Source organism: Micromonospora echinofusca (assembly GCF_900091445.1).
Taxonomy (GTDB): domain Bacteria; phylum Actinomycetota; class Actinomycetes; order Mycobacteriales; family Micromonosporaceae; genus Micromonospora; species Micromonospora echinofusca.
The window spans coordinates 2,333,490-2,353,951 of record NZ_LT607733.1 but is presented as its reverse complement, the minus strand read 5'-3'; the positions used below and the strand labels follow the sequence as shown (position 1 = coordinate 2,353,951).

Annotated in this window: 16 protein-coding genes and 3 tRNA genes; 16 read left to right on the top strand and 3 right to left on the bottom strand. The window is 74.6% G+C overall.

What is annotated here, in order from left to right:
- The first annotated feature begins 17 nt into the window (after positions 1 to 17).
- The 4 genes from GA0070610_RS10420 to GA0070610_RS10405 all read left to right on the top strand — a co-directional run bounded on the left by GA0070610_RS10420 (position 18) and on the right by GA0070610_RS10405 (position 6,153).
- Complete coding sequence (locus GA0070610_RS10420) at positions 18 to 1,640, top strand: pectate lyase family protein (protein ID WP_088999838.1); 1,623 nt, start codon at positions 18 to 20, stop codon at positions 1,638 to 1,640.
- Positions 1,641 to 1,760: 120 nt separating this feature from the next.
- Positions 1,761 to 4,286 carry a pectate lyase family protein gene (locus GA0070610_RS31370; protein ID WP_231926047.1) on the top strand — a complete coding sequence of 842 codons (2,526 nt, stop codon included), beginning with the start codon at positions 1,761 to 1,763 and terminating at the stop codon, positions 4,284 to 4,286.
- 20 nt (positions 4,287 to 4,306) lie between these two features.
- Positions 4,307 to 4,534, top strand: coding sequence for a pectate lyase (locus GA0070610_RS10410; RefSeq protein WP_231926045.1), 228 nt, complete (start codon positions 4,307 to 4,309; stop codon positions 4,532 to 4,534).
- A 176-nt stretch (positions 4,535 to 4,710) separates the two neighbouring features.
- Entirely contained in the window at positions 4,711 to 6,153 is a 1,443-nt protein-coding gene (locus GA0070610_RS10405; RefSeq protein WP_088999836.1) for a coiled-coil domain-containing protein, read from the top strand.
- Positions 6,154 to 6,213: 60 nt separating this feature from the next.
- On the opposite strand, the gene GA0070610_RS10400 is transcribed toward GA0070610_RS10405, so the two are convergent.
- Together GA0070610_RS10400 and GA0070610_RS10395 are read right to left on the bottom strand one after the other, a co-directional pair.
- On the bottom strand, positions 6,214 to 7,935 hold the full coding sequence (locus GA0070610_RS10400) for an acyl-CoA dehydrogenase family protein (protein WP_088999835.1): 1,722 nt from the start codon (positions 7,933 to 7,935) through the stop codon (positions 6,214 to 6,216).
- Positions 7,936 to 7,960: 25 nt separating this feature from the next.
- Positions 7,961 to 8,512: a PadR family transcriptional regulator gene (locus GA0070610_RS10395; RefSeq protein WP_089003401.1), complete on the bottom strand. Its 552-nt coding sequence runs from the start codon at positions 8,510 to 8,512 to the stop codon at positions 7,961 to 7,963.
- 70 nt (positions 8,513 to 8,582) lie between these two features.
- On the opposite strand from GA0070610_RS10395, the gene GA0070610_RS10390 reads away from it, so the two are divergent.
- The 12 genes from GA0070610_RS10390 to GA0070610_RS10340 all read left to right on the top strand — a co-directional run bounded on the left by GA0070610_RS10390 (position 8,583) and on the right by GA0070610_RS10340 (position 19,436).
- A tRNA-Glu gene (locus tag GA0070610_RS10390) sits at positions 8,583 to 8,657 on the top strand.
- Positions 8,658 to 8,684: 27 nt separating this feature from the next.
- Positions 8,685 to 8,759: transfer RNA gene (locus GA0070610_RS10385), tRNA-Trp, on the top strand.
- Between the two features lie 24 nt (positions 8,760 to 8,783).
- Complete coding sequence (locus GA0070610_RS10380; protein ID WP_088999834.1) at positions 8,784 to 10,367, top strand: ankyrin repeat domain-containing protein; 1,584 nt, start codon at positions 8,784 to 8,786, stop codon at positions 10,365 to 10,367.
- 41 nt (positions 10,368 to 10,408) lie between these two features.
- A tRNA-OTHER gene (locus tag GA0070610_RS30460) sits at positions 10,409 to 10,484 on the top strand.
- Between the two features lie 24 nt (positions 10,485 to 10,508).
- Positions 10,509 to 11,885 (top strand): SDR family NAD(P)-dependent oxidoreductase, encoded by a 1,377-nt coding sequence (locus tag GA0070610_RS10375; RefSeq protein ID WP_172896512.1) that lies wholly within the window; start codon positions 10,509 to 10,511, stop codon positions 11,883 to 11,885.
- Positions 11,882 to 13,018, top strand: coding sequence for a leucine-rich repeat domain-containing protein (locus tag GA0070610_RS10370; RefSeq protein ID WP_088999833.1), 1,137 nt, complete (start codon positions 11,882 to 11,884; stop codon positions 13,016 to 13,018). Before GA0070610_RS10375 ends, GA0070610_RS10370 begins: the two co-directional genes overlap by 4 nt.
- The gene (locus tag GA0070610_RS10365) at positions 13,015 to 14,775 is read left to right on the top strand and encodes an ankyrin repeat domain-containing protein (RefSeq protein WP_088999832.1); all 1,761 of its coding nucleotides are present in this window, start codon (positions 13,015 to 13,017) and stop codon (positions 14,773 to 14,775) included. Before GA0070610_RS10370 ends, GA0070610_RS10365 begins: the two co-directional genes overlap by 4 nt.
- Complete coding sequence (locus GA0070610_RS10360; protein ID WP_089003399.1) at positions 14,772 to 15,950, top strand: AAA family ATPase; 1,179 nt, start codon at positions 14,772 to 14,774, stop codon at positions 15,948 to 15,950. The genes GA0070610_RS10365 and GA0070610_RS10360 overlap by 4 nt, the downstream gene beginning before the upstream one ends.
- Positions 15,947 to 17,128: a vWA domain-containing protein gene (locus tag GA0070610_RS10355; RefSeq protein WP_088999831.1), complete on the top strand. Its 1,182-nt coding sequence runs from the start codon at positions 15,947 to 15,949 to the stop codon at positions 17,126 to 17,128. The genes GA0070610_RS10360 and GA0070610_RS10355 overlap by 4 nt, the downstream gene beginning before the upstream one ends.
- 75 nt (positions 17,129 to 17,203) lie before the next feature.
- Positions 17,204 to 17,929 (top strand): FadR/GntR family transcriptional regulator, encoded by a 726-nt coding sequence (locus GA0070610_RS10350; protein WP_089003398.1) that lies wholly within the window; start codon positions 17,204 to 17,206, stop codon positions 17,927 to 17,929.
- On the top strand, positions 17,926 to 18,777 hold the full coding sequence (locus tag GA0070610_RS10345; protein WP_088999830.1) for a sterol desaturase family protein: 852 nt from the start codon (positions 17,926 to 17,928) through the stop codon (positions 18,775 to 18,777). The genes GA0070610_RS10350 and GA0070610_RS10345 overlap by 4 nt, the downstream gene beginning before the upstream one ends.
- Positions 18,774 to 19,436, top strand: a complete 663-nt coding sequence (locus GA0070610_RS10340; RefSeq protein WP_088999829.1) for a lysoplasmalogenase — start codon at positions 18,774 to 18,776, stop codon at positions 19,434 to 19,436. Before GA0070610_RS10345 ends, GA0070610_RS10340 begins: the two co-directional genes overlap by 4 nt.
- Positions 19,437 to 19,493: 57 nt before the next feature.
- Here GA0070610_RS10340 and GA0070610_RS10335 read toward each other — a convergent pair whose 3' ends face one another.
- Positions 19,494 to 20,435 (bottom strand): hypothetical protein, encoded by a 942-nt coding sequence (locus GA0070610_RS10335; protein WP_088999828.1) that lies wholly within the window; start codon positions 20,433 to 20,435, stop codon positions 19,494 to 19,496.
- Positions 20,436 to 20,462: the final 27 nt, after the last annotated feature.

The window sequence follows — 20,462 nt, the reverse complement described above, 5'->3', positions numbered from 1 at the left end:
CCACCAGGAGGTCCACCATGAACCGGACACCCCGTCCCCGGACGCGCACACCGAGACTGCTCGGCGCGGCGCTCACCGCCGGCGCCCTGGCCGTCGGCACGGTGCTCGCGACAACCTCGTCGGCGCACGCCGACACCCTGTTCAGCGACACGTTCTCCGACGGCGCGGCCGACGGATGGTCCCGCTCCGGCGGAAGTTGGTCGGTCGTGACCGACGGCTCGTACGCCTACCGGCAGTCCGGCACCAGCAGCGACGCCCGAGCCCTGGCCGGCGCGGGCACCTGGACCGACTACGGGGTGCAGGCCCGGGTCCGGCCGACGGGCTTCGGCGGGGCGACCCGCCACGTGGGGGTGATCGCTCGGGCGCAGAGCAGCGGCAGCTACTACGCGCTGGTGGTGACCGCGAGCGGCGGGGTGCAGCTGATCCGCCGCTCCGGCGGCGACCCGGTGTCGTTGGGCTCCGCCCCCGCCGGGATCACCGTCGGCAGCTGGGCGACCCTGCGGCTGGAGGCGGTCGGCAGCTCGTTGCGCGGCTACGTCGACGGCACGCTGCGGGTGCAGGCCACCGACGGGGCGTTCGCCGCCGGGCGGGTCGGCCTGGCCACCTCGTACGCCAGCGCCACCTTCGACGACGTCGAGGTGGACACCGCCACCGGGGCGCCGCCCACGGGCACGCCCACCGGCGGGCCCTCCCTGCCGCCGACCGGGCCGCCGATCGACCCGGGCGCCCCGCCGGTCGGGTTCGCCTCGGTCGACGCGCTGGGCCAGAACGGCACCACCGGCGGGGCGGGCGGCCCGACCGTCACCGTGGACACGGCCGCGGAGCTCCTCGCCGCGATCGGCACGGCGGGCCCGTTGAACGTACGGGTGGACGGGATGATCGCGCTGCCCGGCCCGATGCACGACGTCACCTCGGACAAGACGATCGTCGGCGTCGGCGCGAACTCCGGCATCACCGGTGGCGGGTTGAACATCGGCCTGCCGGTCAGCGACGCGACCAGCCCGCCGGCGAACGCCGTGCACAACGTGATCGTGCGGAACCTCAACTTCCGCAACACCGTCGACGACGCGATCAACGTGCAGATGTTCTCGCACCACGTGTGGATCGACCACAACGACCTGGCGTACGGCTACGACGGGCTGATCGACATCAAACGCGGCTCCAGCTACGTCACCGTGTCCTGGAACCACACCCACCACCACACGAAGAACATGCTGCTCGGCCACGACGACCGCAACGCCGCCCAGGACGTCGGCAACCTGAAGGTCACCTACCACCACAACTGGTTCGACCGCACGCCGCAGCGCAATCCCCGGGTCCGCTACGGCGACCCCGTGCACGTGTTCAACAACTACTTCGTCTACAACACCGACGTCGGCGTGGCCTGCCAGCTCGACTCCGGCTGCGTGGTGGAGGGCAACTACTTCGAGGACGTCGAGGTGCCCTGGTCGATCAGCTACGCCGGGGACCGGGGCCGGATGATCGCCCGGGACAACGTGCTCGCCGGCACCAGCGAGCCCGGCGACGCGGGGGGCACCGTCCAGGAGCCGCGCACGTTCTACCCGTACACCCTGACCGAGCCGGCCACCGTGAAGTCCGTCGTCACGGCCGGCGCCGGCACCGGCAAGCTCCCCTACTGACCACGCCCGCACGGGCCGCCGGACCCGGTCGGCGCCGGGTACCGGCCCGGCGGCCCATGGCGCACCACACCTCAAGAGATCGATGCTTGTCGATCATTTGATCACCACCAGGGAGGTCCCGTGCACAACTCCGACACTCGTCGGCGGAGGCATCGCCGAGGGTTCCTCACCGCGATCGGGGCCGCGCTCATCGCGGCCACCCTCGCCGTCGGCATGGCCGCCACGGCCTACGCCGACACGCTCTTCTCCGACGACTTCTCCGACGGCAACCCGTCCGGCTGGACGGCCTCCGGCGGAAGCTGGTCGGTGACCGGCGACAGCGCGCGGGCGCTGCGGCAGAGCAGCACCAGCAGCGACGCCCGTTCGCTGGCGGGCACGTCGAGCTGGACCGACTACTCCGTCCAGGCGACCGTCCGACCGACCGCGTTCAACGGAACGAACCGGTTCGTGGCGCTGCTCGCCCGGGTGCAGAGCAACACCAGCTACTACTACCTGGCGCTGCGCAGCAACAACACCGTCGAGCTCAAGCGGCTGACCAGCGGCTCCTCCACCACGCTGGACACCGCGTCCGTGCCGGTCGCCGCCGGCACCACCTACACCCTGCGGCTGGAGGTCGCCGGCGGTTCGCTGAAGGGCTACGTCGACGGCACGCTGAGCACCGAGGCGACCGACACCGCGTACGCCAGCGGCCGGATCGGCGTGGCGACCTTCTACGCCAGCGCCGACTTCGACAACGTACGGGTCGACTCGGGCGGCGGCGGGCCCACGCCGACGCCGACCAACCCGACGCCCTCGCCGACCGGCGACCCGGGCAACCCCGGACCCAACGTGGCCGACGGTTGGGCCTCGGTCGACGCGTGGGGTCAGAACGGCACCACCGGCGGCGCCGGCGGCCCGACCGTCACGGTCACCACCGCCAGCCAGTTCATCACCGAGGCGGCCTCCAGCGGCCCGAAGGTCATCCAGGTCGACGGGATGATCGCGCTGCCCGGCCCGATGCACGAGGTCGCCTCGGACAAGACGATCATCGGCGTCGGCGCCAACTCCGGGTTCACCGGCGGCGGCCTCAACATCGGCCTGCCGATCGACAACGCGGTCACCGCGCCGCCGGCCAACGCCGTGCACAACGTGATCATCCGGAACCTCAACTTCCGGAACTGGGCGGACGACGCGATCAACGTGCAGATGTTCACCCACCACGTCTGGATCGACCACAACACCTGGACCACCGGGGCGGACGGCGGCGTCGACATCAAGCGCGGCTCGTCGTACGTGACGGTCTCCTACAACCACGCCGACGGCACCGACAAGAACATGCTGCTCGGCCACGACGACGGCAACGCCGCCCAGGACACCGGCCGGCTGAAGGTCACCTACCACCACAACTTCTTCGACGACACCAACCAGCGCAACCCGCGCGTGCGCTTCGGCGACCAGGTGCACGTCTACAACAACTACTACCTGAACACCGGCAACTACGGCGTCGCGTCCACCGAGAACGCCGGCGTCATCGTCGAGGGCAACCACTTCGAGAACGTCGACGACCCGTACCACCTGGCGGAGGGCTCCTCCGGCGACGGCCGGCTGGTCGCGCGCAACAACTGCCTGGTCAACTCCGGCGCCGGGCAGACGGGCGGCAGCGTGGCCAACCCGCCGTACGCGTACACCGTGGGCCCGGCCTGCGACATGAAGGCCCTGGTCACCGCGCAGGCCGGGGTCGGTCGGGTCGGTCTGCCCGGCAACCCGACCACCCCGCCGCCCGCCACCACGCCGCCCCCGACGCCGACCGCGCCGCCGGCCGGCGACCTGGTCGGCTGGGCGCCCCAGAACGGCGGCACCACCGGCGGGGCCGGCGGCCAGACCGTCACCGTCTCCGACGGCCAGGCGCTCGCCGACGCCCTGGAGTCCTCGTCGCCGCTGGTCATCCGGGTCACCGGGTCGCTGACCATGCCCGACAAGATGAACGACGTCCGCAGCAACAAGACCGTGCTCGGCGTGGGCGCCGCGACGCTGGACAACGGGCTGAACATCAGCGGCGCGAGCAACGTCATCGTCCGCAACCTCACCTTCCGGGGCTGGGACGACGACGCGATCAACGTGCAGGGCTCGCGCAACGTCTGGATCGACCACAACACGTTCGACGGCGGCTACGACGGCGCGGTCGACATCAAGCGGGCCTCCGACTTCGTGACCGTCTCGTGGAACCGGGTCACCAACCACACCAAGAGCATGCTGCTCGGCCACGACGACGGGCACACGGCCGACATCGGCCACCTGCGGGTCACCTACCACCACAACTGGTTCGACGGGAGCAAGGAGCGCCACCCGCGCGTCCGGTTCGGTGACCCGGTGCACGTGTTCAACAACTACTACTACGGCGCGGACTACGGCGTGGCGTCCACGATGGGTGCCGGGGTGCTGGTCGAGGGCAACCACTTCGAGAACGTCACCCGTCCGACCGCCGTCGGCTACGCCGAGTCGGGCCCGGGCGACCTGGTCCAGCGCGACAACATCTTCACCAACTCCGGCGCGCCGGAAAGCGCCGGGGACGTCGCCCCCATCCCCTACCCGTACCGGCTCGACGACGCGAGCGGCGTCAAGGCGGCCGTGACCGCCGGGGCCGGCGCCGGTCGGATCAACCCCTGAGACGACCCGGGGGGCGGCACGTGGTGACGCACAACGTGACCGCGACGTCGACGGAGATGCTGGCCGGCATCAACCCGAACTGGGGCGACACCGCCCGGTTCAGCCGGATCACCGTCCTCAACGACCCGAACCGCACGACCCGCATCTGCGTCACGTACGAGGGCGTGCCGAAGGGCAGCGAGCCGAGCGAGATCGGCGAGGGTGCCGACGGCACCAACTGCCTCCATTCGGCGTCGGACAGCACCTGACGATAGCCCGTACCAGGGCGTCGGCGGCCCCGCGGACCACCGGTTCCGCGGGGCCGTCGCGTGGGGTCACCCTTTTCGCGGGCGCGCACGGCCGCGACGGTAGCGTGGCGCCACGGCACGGCCCGTGGCGCGGACTCCCGCGGGCGCGGCGCCCGCGATCGTACGGAGGAGGATGCATGTCCCACGGCGACGACCCGTTCGCGGCACGCGAGGACGCGGCCCCACGGCCGAGCTTCGACCTCGCGCTGCGCGGCTACGACAAGCGACAGGTGGACCGCTACGTCGAACAGGTCGACGGCGAACGGTCGGCGCTGGCCGCCGAGCGGGACCGGGCCTCGGTTCAGCTGCGCGAGCTGACCGTGGAGGTGCAGCGGCTGCGGGCGGAGGCGACCGAGCTGCGGGACCGGCCGGCCCCGCCCGACCGGGCGTCCTTCCGCGACCTCGGCCCGATGGTCGACCAGATCCTGGCCCTGGCCGAGAAGCAGGCCGGGGCCATCACCGACGCCGCCGGGCAGCGGGCCGCCGAGCGGGAGGCCGAGGCGGAGCGGGTGCTGACCGAGGCCCGCGAGCAGGCCGCCACGACGCTGCGGGAGCTGACGGAGGAGGCGGCCGCGCGGCGCGACGAGCACGACCGGGAACACGAGGAGCGTCGCGCCAACGCCCAGGCCGAGCTCACCAGGATCCGGGAGGCGGCGGAGCGGCTGCGGGCGGCCGGTGAGGCCGCCCACGACCACGCGTTGCAGGAGGCGAAGCGGATCGACGAGCAGACCGCCCAGCAGGTCGAGCAGGCCCGCGCCGAGTCCGAGGCGTTCCTCGCCTCGGCCCGTAGCCAGATCCAGCAGGAGGTGCAGGCCGCCCGCGCGAAGACCCAGCAGGAGCTGGCCCAGTGGCAGGCCGGCGTGGAGCGGGAGATCAACGAACGGCGCGCCGCCGCCGAGCAGGAGATCGCCGAGCAGCTCGCGTCCGCCGAGCGGGAGCTCGGCGCCCAGCGTACGGCGGCCGAGCAGGAGATCGCGACGCTGATCGCCGAGGCCCAGCAGTACGCGGCCAAGGTGCGCCAGCACGTGGACGAGCAGGCCGCGACCCACCAGCAGCAGCTCGCCGCGACGCAGCAGGGCATCCGGGACCGACGGGAGGCGCTGGCCCGGATGCAGTCCGAGCTGGACACCGCCCAGCAGCAGCTGGCCCTGGCGCGGCAGGAGAGCGCGGGCATCGAGCACGAGTTCGCCGAGCTGCGGCAGCGCCTCGACGAGACCCGGCAGGAGCTGGCCGACGAGCTGCGCCGCCTCGACGAGGCGCGCCGGGCCGCGGACTCCGCCGAGCAGCACGCCAAGGAGGTGCGCGCCCGGGTCAAGCGGGAGGCGAAGCGGGTGGCCGACCTGGCCGCCGCGGCGGTCATGGCGGCCGCCACGGGCGGCGCGGAGACCGCCGAGTACCCGCAGGTGGCGGCCCGGCCGAGGCGCGACCTCCCGGTGCCCCCGGCAGTGGAGGGCGCCGCCGACGCCCCGACGCCGGCCGGGACCGACGACGCCGCGGCCAGCGCACCGGGCGACGGCGAGCGGACCCCGGCCGAGGCGCCGGCACCGCAGCCCGCGAACCAGGTGGTGACGGCCGGCTGACCGGCCGCCAGCCGGCCGTCCCCGCACCGGGCGGGTGACGGCCGGCACGGCCCGCGTCGGTCAGGGACGCATCTCGTACGCGCCGCTGAGCCCCGCCACCCGCGCCCACATCCGCGCCGTGCGCTGCGGGTCCGCCACCGGCCGGCGGACGTGCGCCAACGCCCAGGCGGCCTGCTCCCCGGTGGTCGCCGCCCGGCCGTGCAGCTCCGTGGCGTACGCGGAGAAGTCGCGGACCAGGACGTCGAAGATCTCGTCGAGCACGTCGCTGTCCAGGCCGGTCAGCTCGGCCTGCTCCAGGATCAGGTGCCCGTAGACGATCAACGCGAAGAGCTGGCCGAGGGCGAGCAGGAAGTCGAGGTCGGCCTGCTGCTCCTCGCTCGGGGCGTGGGCGGCCAGCAGCGCGCAGAAGCCGTCGGCCTGCTCGCGGAAGCGGGCGACGTTGGGCACCTCGGCGTGGGCGTCGTAGGCGGCGCGCCAGTCGTGGAACCGGATCGCGCCGAGGCCCCGGGCGGGGCCCTGCCGGAACAGGAACTCGTCGTCGGCGGCGTCGTGCCGCCTCGGCACCGGCGGGTGCTCGGCCGGGTGGAACAGGTAGTTGGCCATGAACTTCATGATCAACGTGAGGTTGACGTGCACCGTCCCCTCGAGCTTGGGCAGCCCGCGGATGTCCTTGGCGGCCTTGTCGAAGTAGGTGTCCGCCTCGAAGCCCTTGGCGGCGATGACGTCCCAGAGCAGGTCGACGACCCGCTCCCCCTCCGTGGTGACCTTCATCTTGGTCATCGGGTTGAACAGCAGGTAGCGGCGGTCGTCCGGGCCCGCCGAGCGGAAGTAGTCGACGGCGCGGTCGCTGAACAGCTTCATCGCGACCAGGCGCGCGTACGCGTCGGTCAGCTCGCGGCGCACGTGCGGGAAGTCGGTGACCCGCCGGCCGTAGAGCACCCGGTTGTGGGCGTGGGTCACGGCCTCGTACATGGCGTGCTCGCAGATGCCGATCGAGGCCGTGCAGAGGTTGAACTTGCCCACGTTGACGGTGTTCAGCGCGGCGTCGAACGCGGCCCGCCCGGTGTGCAGCACGTCCTCGGGGCGCACCGGGTAGTCCGCCAGGCGGAACTCGCTGACGTACATCTGCGCGTTGACCACGTTGCGGACCAGGTGGTAGGCCCGATGGCGGCTGTCGGCGGCGAAGAAGACGTAGCCGTCCGGCCCCTCGACGTCGGCCCGGCGGCCGAAGACCGAGACCAGCCCGGCGACGTTGCCGTTGCCGATGTAGTACTTGGCGCCGCTCGCGCGGAACCCGCCGTCGCCGTCGGGGGTGAGCAGCATGTCGGTCGAGTAGATGTCCGCGCCGTGGGCGCGCTCGGAGAGGCCGAAGGCCATCACGTGCCCGTCGTCCAGCAGCGCGGCGGCGCGGGCGCGCGCGGCGGCGTTGTCGCTCTGCCAGACCGGGCCGAGGCCGAGCACGGTGACCTGCCAGGTGTACCAGTAGCCGAGGCCGTAGAAGCCCAGGATCTCGCTCAGCGCCGCGTTGCGCGCGGTGTCCCAGCGCTTCGCCGGGTCCCCTCCCCCGTCGGCGGCGGGCGTGCAGAAGGCGGCGAACAGCCCCTCCTTCGCGGCGAAGTCCAGGAAGTCGGCGTACCACTCGTGCCGGTCGTAGGAGTCGAGCAGCGCCTTCTTGCCCCGGCCCTCGAACCAGTCGACGGTGGCCCGCAGCAGCCGGCGGGAGGTGTCGTCGAGGTGGGTGGGGTCGTAGGTGTGCGGGTCGAGCAGGAGCGAGTCCGCCACGGCGGGACTCCCTTCGGTGGGTGGGTCAGTGGTCCAGGGTGCGCAGGGTGGCCAGCACGTCGTCGAGCCAGGCGAGCACCATCCGCTCGTACGCGATGCCGCCGCGCAGCACGACGTGCTGGAGCGCCGCGGCGGCGTCGGGTGCGGCGGGGCCGGGGAAGTCGCGCCGCTCGCCGGCCAGGTAGCGGGCGAGCGTCTCCTCGTGGGTGGCGCGGTAGCGCTCGACCTCGGCCACGAGCGCGGCGCGGCCGGCCGCGTCGTCGAAGGCGGCTCCGCGGATCTTGACGGCCAGCTCGTGCCGGACCGCCTCGGGTTGCACGGGCGCGCGCAGCCAGCCCACCAGCGCGGACCGGCCGGCCGGCGCCACCGAGAAGGACCGCTTGTCCGGGCGGCCCTCCTGGCCGATCTCCTCGGCGGTGACCCAGCCGTCGGCCTCCATCCGCTTCAGCACCCGGTAGATCTGCTGGTGGGTGGCGGTCCAGAAGCGGCCGATGGAGCGTTCGAAGCGCCGGGCCAGCTCGTAGCCGGAGCCCGGCCGTTCGAGCAGGGAGACCAGGATCGCGTGTTCCAGCGCCATGCCCGCCATCCTGCTATGCAACTCGTTGCATAGCAAGCTCGATCGCGTGTGGTGCCCTACACTGCCCGCGGCGAGCGGTAGCGCAGAGGTCGTCGCGTCTCCCCCTCAAGGAGAAAGACGCCGGTTCGAATCCGGCCCGCCCGCCACCCGGGCGTCGCCCGGCCGCCACGTGCGGGCCGTAGCGCAGCGGTCGTCGCGCCCGGTCTCCAAAACCGGGAGGACGCCGGTTCGAATCCGGCCGGCCCGCTTCCGAAGGAACGGGGACGCCGAGATGGAACGCCGCCGGCAACGGGAGAAGCAACTGCGACTCCTGGGATACGCCTCCCCGCCGGCCGCCGTCGCCGCCGCCACCGCCCGCCGACGGGCCGGTGACTGGCGGGGTGCCTGCGCCGCCGCAGCGGTCGACGCGCACGTCGACCTGCGGGACGTGGCCGCCCGGTACGGCACCGACGAGGCCGCCCGCGTCGAAGGCGAGCTGCGCGGCCTCGCCCCCGACCTGCTGCGTCGCTTCCTGCCCCGCACCAGGTCGCTGGCCCTGCTGCCCCGCGCCGCCGTCGTGCTCTCCCGGCTGCCCGGCCCGGTCCGGACGACCGCGCGGCTGCTCCGCCGGGGCGTCCCGCTACTGGTGGCGACCCTGCCGCGCACCGACCACAGCCCCCAGCGGATCGGACTGCGGGTCACCGACAGCCTGCGCCTGCCAACCCGGTGGCACGACCTGCCCGGCTGGTGCTGGGACGCGGACGCGGTCGCCACCCGCCGCTGGGCCTACGGCGCTTCGGCCGTGCGGCTCGCCTGGCACACGCCCGACGGCCGCCCGTACCCGCAGGGCGGCACGGCCGCGCCCCGCCGGGCCGAGGACCGCGCCACGCAGGTGGAGACGGTGGCCGCGCTGCTGGCGGCCCGACAGCCGGTGGCGGCGTACGAGGCGGCCGGGCTCGCCGTCGACCCGGACGTGGGCCGGCAGGATTCCGCCTGGCTCGCGCCCGCACTCGTCGCCCACGCGCCGGCGCTGTCCGTGCTCGCCGAGGAGACCCGGCGGCTCGCCCACCGCTACGGGACGACGACGCAGTTCGCCGACGGCCACAGGCTGGCCGTCGAGCTCGCCGCCGACGGCCAGCCGACCGTCCGCCAGGCGGCCTGGGACGAGCCGGTCGCCGGACCGTACGCCTTCGGGGTGCCCGCGCCGGCGGACGCGGCGCTGCTGCGCTGGGGCGACCTGGCCCCGGACGAGCTGCACCCGCTGGTGCACGAGGCCCTCTTCCCCGGGCGGACCCAGGCATGGCGGGCTCCCGAGCCGGCGCCGCCCCCGCCGATCCGGATCCGGTGCGGGCGGGACTGGCACCCCGTCCAGGTCGCGGCTTGCCGCCTCGTCACCGCGCACACCGACGAGGAGTTGCGCCGGGAGTTCCTGCTCGCCGGGCTGGGCGGGCCGGTCGGCGGCTGCGCGGCGGCGGTGCGCGCCTGGCGTACCGGGGCGAAGCCGGTGCCGAAGGAGATCCGCAGGCTCCGGCAGGACCTCTTCGTCCGGGCGTTCCACGGCGACACCGAAGGACTACTCGCCCTGCTCGCCGACGGGATCGACCCGCAGCTGCGCGACAACCGGGGTCGTACGCTGGTGCACTGGCTGCCCTGGGTCGACCACCACCGGGTGCTCCCGGCGCTCACCGCGGCCGGGCTCGACCTCGACGCACCCGACCGGGACGGGCACAGCCCCCTGCACGCCGCCGCCCTCGCGCTGGCCACCGAGGTGATGGAGGTCCTGCTCGCGGCCGGGGCCGATCCGGACGCCGTGGACGAGCGGGGTCGCACCGCCGCCGAACTGCTCGCCTTCGCGCGGACGCCGACGCGACGGTAGGGGGCCGGTTGTCGGTGGCCTTCGGTAGGCTCCCGCGCGGCGAGGCCGTAGCGCAGAGGTCGACGCGCCTTGACAGCAAGCTGGAGGACGCCGGTTCGAATCCGGCCGGTCTCGCCACCTGACCCTCCACGAAGGAGCACCGTGCCCGTCGATCCCACCGAGCTGGCGGCCTGTCTCGCCGTTCTCGGCCGGCTCGACGACGCCGACCTGGACGAGGCGACCCGGCAGGAGCTGGAGCGGGCCGTCACCGCCGCCCACCGGGGGATCAAGAGGCGCGCCAGAGCGCGCCGGGACGCCACGACCCGGGCGGCGGACCGCGCGCTGCTGGCCACCGCCACGCGCTTCCACACCGAGATCCCCGACCCCGCGCCGCCCGGCCCCGGCTCCGGTTCCGGTCCCACACCGTCCGATGCCGACCCCGGCGCGGCCGGACGCGGGACGCTCCGCAGGGCACGGCACTGCTACGTGTGCAAGCTTCCCTACCGACAGGTGGACGTGGACTACCACCTGATGTGCCCGCCGTGCGCGGCGGAGAACCGCGAGCGGCGCCACGCCCGCTGCGACCTGACCGGCCGCACCGCCGTGGTGACCGGCGGCCGGGTGAAGATCGGCTTCCACACCGCGCTCAAGCTGCTCCGTGACGGTGCCGACGTGATCGTGACGACCCGGTTCCCCCGCGACGCGGCCCGCCGCTTCGCCGCCGTGCCGGACGCCGACGACTGGGCCGGCCGGCTCTACGTGCACGGGCTGGACCTGCTCGACCTGGCCGGCACGTTCGACTTCGTCGCGCTGGTCGGGCGGCGCTTCGCCGGGCTGGACATCCTGGTCAACAACGCCGCACAGACGCTCTACCGGCCGGCGGCGTACCACCGGGAGGTCCGGGCGGCCGAGTCCACGGCGCTGGAGGGGCCGGCCACGCGGATCGCGATCGGCGCCGCGCCCGTCACGACCCCTTCGGCCGGGTTGCCCTCCGGGCTGGACGCGTTCTTCCCCGCCGGGCGGGTCGACGAGACGGGCCAGCCGCTCGACCTGCGCGAGGTCAACTCCTGGGTGCTCAGCGACGCCGACGTCAGCCCGCACGAGTGGTTGCAGGTGCACGTGGTGAACGCGTTCGCGCCGTTCCTGCTCACCTCCCGGCTGCGCCCGCTGATGCGGGCGAGCGCCCACCCGCAGCGGCACGTCGTGCAGGTTTCCGCGATGGAGGGCAGCTACTCCCGCTCCGGCAAGACCACCCGGCACCCCCACACCAACATGGCCAAGGCCTCGCTGAACATGCTGGTCCGCACGGTCGCTCCCGATTACCTGACCAGCGGCATCCACATGAACAGCGTGGACACCGGCTGGGTCACCGACGAGCGGCCGCACCCGGGCAAGGCGGCCCAGCGCGACCTCGGCTTCCGGCCACCACTCGACGTCGTCGACGGGGCCGCCCGGGTCTACGACCCGATCGTGCGCGGCGTACGCGGGGCGCCGGTGAGCGGCCAGTTCCTCAAGGACTACCGGAGCGTGCCCTGGTGACCGACCCGACGCCGGTGCGCTGCCCGGCCATCGCCGACCCCGACGCCGGCCTCGCCGATCCCGGCGACTTCGACCCCCTGCTGGTCCGCCTCGCCGCGCCGGACACGGTCGCCGGGCCCGAGGTGTTCCCGCGCGGCACGGTGCAGCCCGACGGCCGGCTGGACCTGTGCAAGCAGGGCGTCGGCCCGGGGCAGACCGCCCGGATCGTGGCCGCCGCGGTCGACTCCCCGCTGGTGCGGCACCTGCTGCTGGGCACCAACGGCCTCGGCGCCGACGGCGCCCGGGCGGTGGCCGAGGCCCTGCGTCCGGGTCACCACCTCCAGACGCTCTACCTGGGCTGCAACCGGATCGACCCGGCCGGGGTCGACGCGCTCGCCGACCGGCTGGCCGGCGACGACACCGTGCGGGCGCTGTGGCTCAAGCGCAACCCGGTCGGCGACGAGGGTGTCCGCCGGCTCGCGGCGGCGCTCGCGGTGAACTCCGCCATCCGCACGCTCGACCTGGTCAACGTCGGCATGGGCGTGCCCGGGCTGACCGCCCTCGCGGAGGCGCTGACCGCCCGCGAGCGACCCGTACGGCGGCTCTTCCTCGGCGGCAACGGCTTCGGACCGGACGCCGTGCCGGCGCTCGGCGCGCTGGTCCGCGCCGCCGGCGTGCGGGAGCTGTACCTGGCGGCCAACCACCTCGGCGACGCGGGCGTGGCCGCCCTCGCCGAGCTGGTCGGCGGGGTGGAGCTGACGCTCGGGCTCGGTGGCAACGGGATCACCCCGGGCGGGATGGCGGCGCTGGCCCGACACCTGGGGTCCTGGCGCGCGCTCGACCTGGCCCGGCCACCGTCGGAGCGGGCCCTCGGGGCGCGCGGCAACGTCGTCGGCGACGAGGGCGCGGCAATGCTCGCCGACGCGCTGCCCGCCGCCCGGCTGCGTCGACTGGACCTGCGGCGTACGGAAATCGGCGGGCGGGGCGCGCGGCGGCTCGTCGAGGCCATCGAGGGACACCCGACGTTGGAGTACCTCGGCATCAACGGCGGCGTGCCGCGCCGGCAGCGCCGCCGCGCCTCGGCGCTGCTCGCCGAGCGGCCGGTCACCGCCCCCCACGAGGACATCCAGGCGATCGCGAGCGTCTACCGGTGAACCCGCCCGTCATCGACGAGATCCGCACCTGGCAGCGCATCCGCCGGTACGCCGTGCCCGCCCCGATGATCGAGGCGTGCACCGCCGCCCGGGAGGCCGGCGACTGGCGGGCCACCTGTGCCGCCGGGCGGATCGACGTGGCGTTCGACCTGGCCGGGGTGGCCCGGGAGCACGGCCGGTCCCGGGCCGGCCGGATCGAGGCGGACCTCGGCGTGCTCGCCCCGGATCTGCTGCGCTGGCACCTGCCGCGCGTGCTCGGCGGCCGCACCGGCGTCGCCACCCACCAGCAGATCCTGCTGTCCACGAGAGACGATCGGTTCGGCGACGACGACGTCGCGCTGGTGGTGCGGACGCCGAAGACCGTGGACGGGTCGCAGCGGCTGCGGTTGACCGTCAGCCCCGTGCTGGCCGAGGACGTCGTCCGGCAGGACCTGCCGCCGGCGTACTGGAGCGCCGCGCACGTGGACGGTCTCGCCGTCGCGTACGGCGGCTCGCCGGCCCGGCTGCCCGGCTTCGAGGCCGACGGCGCCCTCCGGCCGGTCGAGTCGTACGCGACGGTGGTCGATCCGTACGACCCGGCGAGCCGGGCCGAGGTCTACGACCGGCTCATCGCCGCCGGCGAGGTGCTCCAGGCGTGGGCCGTGGCCGGCGTCGACCTGGACCCGGACGTCCACCACCATGGCGGGGCGGCGGACGCCGAGCGGGGTCGCCTGGTCCCGCTCGGGCTGGACGCCGAACTCGCCCGGCTCGAGGCCCGCTACGGCGCCGACCGGGTCATGATCGGCTCGGGGTGGCAGCTGGTGGCCGAGGTGCACCGGCTGGGCGACGGCGCGGTGGCCGCCTCGTTCGTCGGGTACGACCGGCGGCACTTCACCCGCCCCCGGTTCGCCACCGTGGTGCACGAGCGGCCCCCCGACCTGGACCTGGTGCGGCACGGCCTGCTCGGCCCCGCCGATCTGCACCCCCTGGTGCGCCGGGCCCTGTTCCCGACGACACCGCCGGTGGCCGGCTCCGCCGCGTCGACGACCGGCCGCGCCCCGAGGGCCGACGGGGCCGCCCGGACGCCGGATCCGCGGCCGGTGACGGCGACAGGGGCCGCAGGACCGGCGACGCGGCCAGCGGCGTCGTTCGGGATGCGGGTCAGCGTGCCGGTGCGCTGCGGGAGCGAGTGGCACACCCTCCTGCACGGCGACGGCCGGCTCGACCCGGTCTCACACACCCCCGAGGAGGTCGCCGCGGAGGACCTGCTGCGCGCCCTCGGCGGGCCGTCGGCGGGCTGCTTCGCCGCCGTGCAGGCGTGGCGGGGCGGCACCGGCCGGCTGCCCCGGCCGCTGCGCGAGCTGCGACGCGACGTGCTGCTCCGGGTCCAGCACGGCGGCGCGGCGGCCCTGGCCGCGCTGCTCGACGCGGGGCTCGATCCGAGGATGGCCGACGGCCGGGGCGGGACGCTGCTGCACCACCTGCGCGCCGTGGAGGACGTCGCGCTGCTGCGGCGGCTGTGCGACGCCGGCGTCCCGATCGGGGCCCCGAACCGCCGTGGGCGCACGGCACTGCACGTGGCCGTGGGCGACGGCGGCAGCCCGGGGCTGGTCCGCGCGCTGCTGGCGGCCGGCGCCGATCCGCACGCCCCGGACGAGGACGACACCACCGCCCGCGACCTGGCGGAGGGGAAGGCGAGCATGTACGACGACGGCGACGACGACGTGCGGCCGGTGTTCGAGATCCGGGACGTACTGGCCGAGTGGACGGGCCGATGACGGCGCTGCGGGCGCTGGCCGCGGCGGACGACCTCGTCGCCGCGACCCGGGCGTGGCGGACGGAGCCGGCCGCCGATCCGAAGGTCGAGGCGTTGGCCCTGGCGGTGTCGGCGAACCTGCCGGTCCTGCTCTGGGGCGAGCCGGGCATCGGCAAGTCCGCCACCCTGCAACAGCTCGCCGACGGTGTGGGCCTGCCGCTGGAGACGGTCATCGCCAGCGTGCACGAGCCGTCGGACTTCGCGGGGTTGCCGATCGTCGGAGACTCCCCCGCCACCGACGGGGTGCCGATGGCCCCGCCGGACTGGGCGGTCCGGCTGGCGCGTACCGGATCGGGGCTGCTCTTCTTCGACGAGCTCTCCTCGGCGCCGCCGGCGGTGCAGGCGGCGCTGCTGCGGGTGGTGCTGGAACGCCGGGTCGGCAGCCTCTCGCTGCCGCCGTCGGTGCGGATCGTGGCGGCCGCCAACCCACCGACCAGCGCGGCGGACGGCTGGCATCTGGCTCCGCCGCTGGCGAACCGGTTCGTGCACCTGCACTGGACGCACGACGCGCGGACCGTCGCGCGGGGCCTGGCCGGCACCTGGCCGGCGGTCAGCGTGCCGGCGGTCCGCCCCGCGCGCACCGGCACGGCGCTGGCGCGGGCGCGCGGGGCCGTCGCGGGCTTCCTCACCGCCCGGCCGGGGCTGACCCACCATCTGCCCGCCGACGCCGAGGCCCGCGGCGGCGCCTGGCCGTCCCCGCGCACCTGGGAGATGGTGCTGCGACTGCTCGCCGTCCACCACGCCGCCGGGGCCGGCGCGGAGGCGTTGGCGCTGGCCGTGGTGGGCGCGGTGGGCGACGGGGCGGGGTTGGAGTTCGTCACCTACCTGGAGAACCTCGACCTGCCCGACCCGGAGCGGGTGCTCGCCGACCCGGAGGCGTTCCGGCTGCCCGAACGCGGCGACCGGCAGTTGGCGTTCCTCACCGCGGTGATCTCGGCGGTGCAGGCGAAGGTCGACCGGTCGCGCTGGGAGGCCGGCTGGGTGGTGCTGGGCAAGGCGGTCGAGGCGGGCGTGCCAGACGTGGCGGCGCGCGCCGCGATGGACCTCGCGGCGCTGCGCGACACCTCCTGGCCGGTGCCGCCGGCCATCCACGCCTTCGCCGAGGTGCTCGGGCTCTCGGGACGCCTGACCAGATGAGCCCCGACGGTCCCCGGCTGGACCGGACGAAGCTGCTCGCGGCCCGGTTCCGGGCGGCGCAGGACCGGCCCTACCTCGCCACCGCGCTGTACAGCCTCACCGTGGTGGAGTCCCGGGACGTGTCCACCATGGGCGTCGACCGGCGGTGGCGCTGCCACGTCTCGCCGGAGTTCGTCGACCGGCTGCCGGTGCCGCAGCTCGCGGCGGTGTGGATCCACGAGGTCGCCCACCTGCTGCGCGACCACCACGGCCGCGCCGACAACCTCCCCGCGGGACCGCGGCACGACCGTCATCGGGTCAACATCGCGCAGGACTGTGAGATCAACGACGACCTCCTGGCGGACCGGCTGCCGCTGCCGGCCGACCGGATCGAGCCGGCGACCTTCGGACTGCCGGTGGGCCTGCTGTTCGAGGCGTACCTGCCGCTGCTGCCGGCACACGTGCGAGGACACGAGGCGCCCGACTGCGGTTCCGGCGCCCACGGCGTCGACCGGGCGTGGGAGAGCGGCGGCACGGGCGGGGTCAGCGCGGTCGAGGCGGGGGCGATCCGTCGGGAGACGGCACACGCGATCCGCGCCCACGTCCGGTCCCGGGGCACCGTCGCGGCCGGCTGGCAACGGTGGGCCGCCCAGGTGCTCGAGCCCCGGGTGGACTGGCGTCGGGCGCTGACCGGGGCGATGCGCGAGGCCGCGGCCTGGGCCAGCGGCGCGGTCGACTACACCTACCGGCGCCCCTCGCGGCGCTCCGGGGCGACGCGCGGTGTGGTGCTGCCCAGCCTGCGCCGGCCGGTGCCCCGGGTGGCGATCGTGGTGGACACGTCGGGCTCGATGGGCGACGGTCAACTCGCGGCGGCGCTCGCCGAGGTAGCCGGGGTGCTGCGGGCGGTCGGTGTCGGCGGCAACCGGGTCACGGTGCTCTCCTGCGACGCGGCCGTGCACGTCGTACGGCGGGTGCACACCGTCGGCGAGGTGCGGCTGGCCGGGGGCGGCGGCACCGACATGCGGGTCGGGATCGACGCCGCGCTGCGCGGCCGGCCGCACGTCGTGGTGGTGCTGACCGACGGGCTCACGCCGTGGCCGGCCGCACCGTTGGAGTCCGTCCGGGTGATCGCGGGGCTGATCGGCGCCGACGCGCCGCAGCCCCCGTCCTGGATCGCCAGCGTCACGATCGACGGCTGAGCCTGCTGCCGGCGGGCGGCACCGACTGGTCCAACCAGTTGACGGGTTGATGTGTGCCAGGCCACACTGCTCGGCATGACGTTCGCTCCCGTCCCCCGCTCCTCGGTCTCCGACCACGTCTTCGGCCAGATCCGCGACGCGATCGTCAGCGGCGTCTACCGACCCGACGAGGCGCTGCCCGGCGAGCGGGAGCTGGCCGCCACCTTCGGGGTCAACCGGCACGCCGTGCGGGAGGCCCTGCGCCGCCTTCAGCAGCTCGGCCTGGTGCGGGTCAGCCAGGGCGACGCCACCCGGGTGCTGGACTGGCGGGTGCACGCCGGGCTCGACCTCGCCCTGTCCCTCACCCGCTTCCACGACACCCTGCCGGTGGACACCCTGGTCCGCGACATGCTGGAGATGCGGGCCTGCATCGGCGTCGACGCGGCCCGGCTCTGCGCCGAGCGCGGCGATCCGGCCGTGCGGGCCGCGATCCTGCGGGCCGTCGAGGAGTACGCGGGCCTGGCGCCGGACCTCACCGGGATGGGCGAGGCCACCATCGTGCTCTGGCGGCACATCGTCGCCGGCTCCGGCAACACCGCCTACCTGCTGGCCTTCAACAGCCTGGTGGCCGGCGCGCTCGCCGTCGGCGAGGTGCCGCCGCAGCGGCGCGCCGTGGAACTCCTCGACGTCGCGGGCCACCGCCGGCTCGCCGACGCCATCGTCACCGGCCGGGCCGCCGATGCCGCCCGCGAGGCGCGGGCCCTGCTGACCGCCCCCCTCACCACCCCCGCCGCAGCACCGAGAAGGGAAGCCCGGGCATGATCCCCGCCGTGCTCTACGCCGTACCGGCGTTCCTGCTCCTCATCGTCGTCGAGGCGCTCTCCTACCGGTTCGCCCCCGACGACGGCGAACGCGGCTACGAGCTGCGCGACACCGCCACCAGCCTCACCATGGGCGCCGGCAGCCAGGTCATCGGCGTGCCGTGGAAGCTGGCGACGATCGGCCTCTACGCCGCCGCGTACACCGTCACGCCGATCCAGCTCTCCCCCACCAGCGTCTGGACGTGGGTGCTGCTCTTCTTCGCCGACGACCTCGCCTACTACTGGTTCCACCGGTCCCACCACGAGGTACGGCTACTCTGGGCCGGGCACGTGGTGCACCACTCCAGCGTCTTCTTCAACCTCTCCACGGCCCTGCGGCAGAGCTGGACCCCGATGACGTCCGTGCCGTTCTGGCTGGGCCTGGCGCTGCTCGGCATCCCCCCGTGGATGATCTTCCTCCAGCAGTCGGTCAGCCTGCTGTACCAGTTCTTCCTGCACACCGAGCGGGTCGACCGGCTGCCCCGGCCCATCGAATGGATCTTCAACACGCCTTCGCACCACCGGGTGCACCACGGCGCCAACGCCGAGTACCTGGACCGCAACTACGGCGGCATCCTGATCGTGTGGGACCGGCTGTTCGGCACCTTCGAGCCCGAGCGGGCCACCGTCCGCTACGGCCTGACCAAGAACATCGACACGTACAACCCGCTGCGGGTGGCCACGCACGAGTACCGGGCGATCTGGGCCGACGCCCGGGCCGCCTCGTCCTGGCGGCACCGCCTCGGCTACGTCCTCGGCCGACCGGGCTGGCAGCCCGCCGCGCACGCGCAGCCGGCGGTGGCCCGATGAGTCTCCTCTGGCTGTTCGGCGTGGTGGCCGCCGTCGAGCTGATCGGCGTGGCGACCGACTCGATCCTCCTTCAGTGGCTGGCCAAGCCCCTGCTCGCGCCGGTGCTGCTGGTCCACCTGCTGCGGGTACGCCGGCGCGTCGACCCCGTGGCCGTCGGGCTGGTCTTCGCGACCGGCGGCGACATCGCGCTGCTGGTCTCCGGCGACACGGCGTTCCTCGTCGGCATGGGCTGTTTCCTCGGCACCCAGGTGGCCTTCCTGACCGCCTTCCTGCGCCACCGGCGGCCGCCGGTCGTCGCGGTCGCCGCCTATCTCGCCTGCTGGGTGGCCGCCAACCTGGTGCTGTGGAACTCCCTCGGCCCGCTGCGGCTGCCGGTGCTCGGCTACAGCCTCGCGCTCAGCCTGATGGCCGCCGCCGCGGCCGGCGTCTCCCGGCGGGTGGCCCTGGGCGGAGGGCTGTTCCTGATCTCCGACCTGCTGATCGGCATGGGCGCCGCCGGCTCCCGGATCCCCGGCCACGGCCTGGCCGTGATGACCACCTACATCGCGGCCCTGCTGCTCATCACGACCGGCTGGATGGCGGCCACCACCGAGCGCGCCCGGCCCGGCACCGGCAGCCCCGCCCGCGCCCCGGGGCCGGTGCCCGGCAACGCCCGCTAGCCGGCCCGACGACGCCCCCGGTCCATCCCGCACCGGGGGCGTCGTCGGCGACGCCGATCAGTTGTACGGCATCGTCGGGAACCAGCCCACCCCGAAGATCGCCGGTACCCGCAGGTCCCAGTACACGACGGTGAAGACGCCCAGCGCGACCAGCAGCGCGCCGGTCACCGTCGCGGCGCGGCGCGGCGACGCCATCCAGGCGAGGAACCGACCCCGGCTGGCCAGGATGAGGACCGCGAAGAGCGCCGCGACGATCAGCACGTTGCCCAGCGACTGGAGGGCGAAGGCGAGCGCGCCGTAGGCCGGGTTGCCGGTGTCGACGGCCCAGTGGAACAGCTTGTTGAACAGCGGGTACGGCCGGCCGACCAGGAACCCCCCGACCAGGGCACCCATGACGACCACCCGCGCCACCGGCCGGCGCGCGAAGACGTCCGGCAGCAGGCCCAGGGCCGCCAGCCCGAGGTAGGTCAGCGCGAGGCCGATCAGGCCGAAGACCACCGACGACTGGATCAGGCGTACGGGCATCCCGCCCACGGTGTCGGTGGACAGCTGCGGCAGCCGTTCGCCGAGCAGCACCCCGAGCGCGCCGTAGGTCGCCGACACCGCCAGCATGCCGACCGTCAGCCAGGCGACGGGGCGCAGCAGCGACCGTACGCCGTGGCGGTGCCCGGTCGCGCCGGCCTGGCTCATCGGGCCGACGGAGGCCGCCATCGCGATGTTGCAGGCGGTGAAGGTCCCGGCGAAGCCGGACACGAAGGCGAACAGCAGCCCCGCCGCGGTGCCGGTGATGGCGGTGCCCTTCGCGTCGTGGCCCAGCAGGGTGTCGGCGACGGTGTCGCCGATCACCGAGTCCACCAGCTCGAACGACCAGAGCACGGCGAGCAGCACGCCCGCCGCGGCGCTGATCACCGCCGTCCGCCCGGGGCGGGCCACCGGCCGGGGTACGGATTCCGGCGGCACACCTCGCGGTGGGGCCTGCGGGCTGCGGTGCACGCTCATCGCCTCGCTCTCCTCTCTGACATGCGG

Excerpts from the sequence above, each read along its gene's own strand:
- GA0070610_RS10420 (WP_088999838.1), top strand. The coding sequence starts at position 18 with ATGAACCGGACACCCCGTCCCCGGACGCGCACACCGAGACTGCTCGGC.
- GA0070610_RS10405 (WP_088999836.1), top strand. The coding sequence starts at position 4,711 with ATGTCCCACGGCGACGACCCGTTCGCGGCACGCGAGGACGCGGCCCCA.
- GA0070610_RS10395 (WP_089003401.1), bottom strand. The coding sequence starts at position 8,512 with ATGGCGCTGGAACACGCGATCCTGGTCTCCCTGCTCGAACGGCCGGGC.
- GA0070610_RS10380 (WP_088999834.1), top strand. The coding sequence starts at position 8,784 with ATGGAACGCCGCCGGCAACGGGAGAAGCAACTGCGACTCCTGGGATAC.
- GA0070610_RS10360 (WP_089003399.1), top strand. The coding sequence starts at position 14,772 with ATGACGGCGCTGCGGGCGCTGGCCGCGGCGGACGACCTCGTCGCCGCG.
- GA0070610_RS10355 (WP_088999831.1), top strand. The coding sequence starts at position 15,947 with ATGAGCCCCGACGGTCCCCGGCTGGACCGGACGAAGCTGCTCGCGGCC.
- GA0070610_RS10350 (WP_089003398.1), top strand. The coding sequence starts at position 17,204 with ATGACGTTCGCTCCCGTCCCCCGCTCCTCGGTCTCCGACCACGTCTTC.
- GA0070610_RS10345 (WP_088999830.1), top strand. The coding sequence starts at position 17,926 with ATGATCCCCGCCGTGCTCTACGCCGTACCGGCGTTCCTGCTCCTCATC.
- GA0070610_RS10340 (WP_088999829.1), top strand. The coding sequence starts at position 18,774 with ATGAGTCTCCTCTGGCTGTTCGGCGTGGTGGCCGCCGTCGAGCTGATC.
- GA0070610_RS10335 (WP_088999828.1), bottom strand. The coding sequence starts at position 20,435 with ATGAGCGTGCACCGCAGCCCGCAGGCCCCACCGCGAGGTGTGCCGCCG.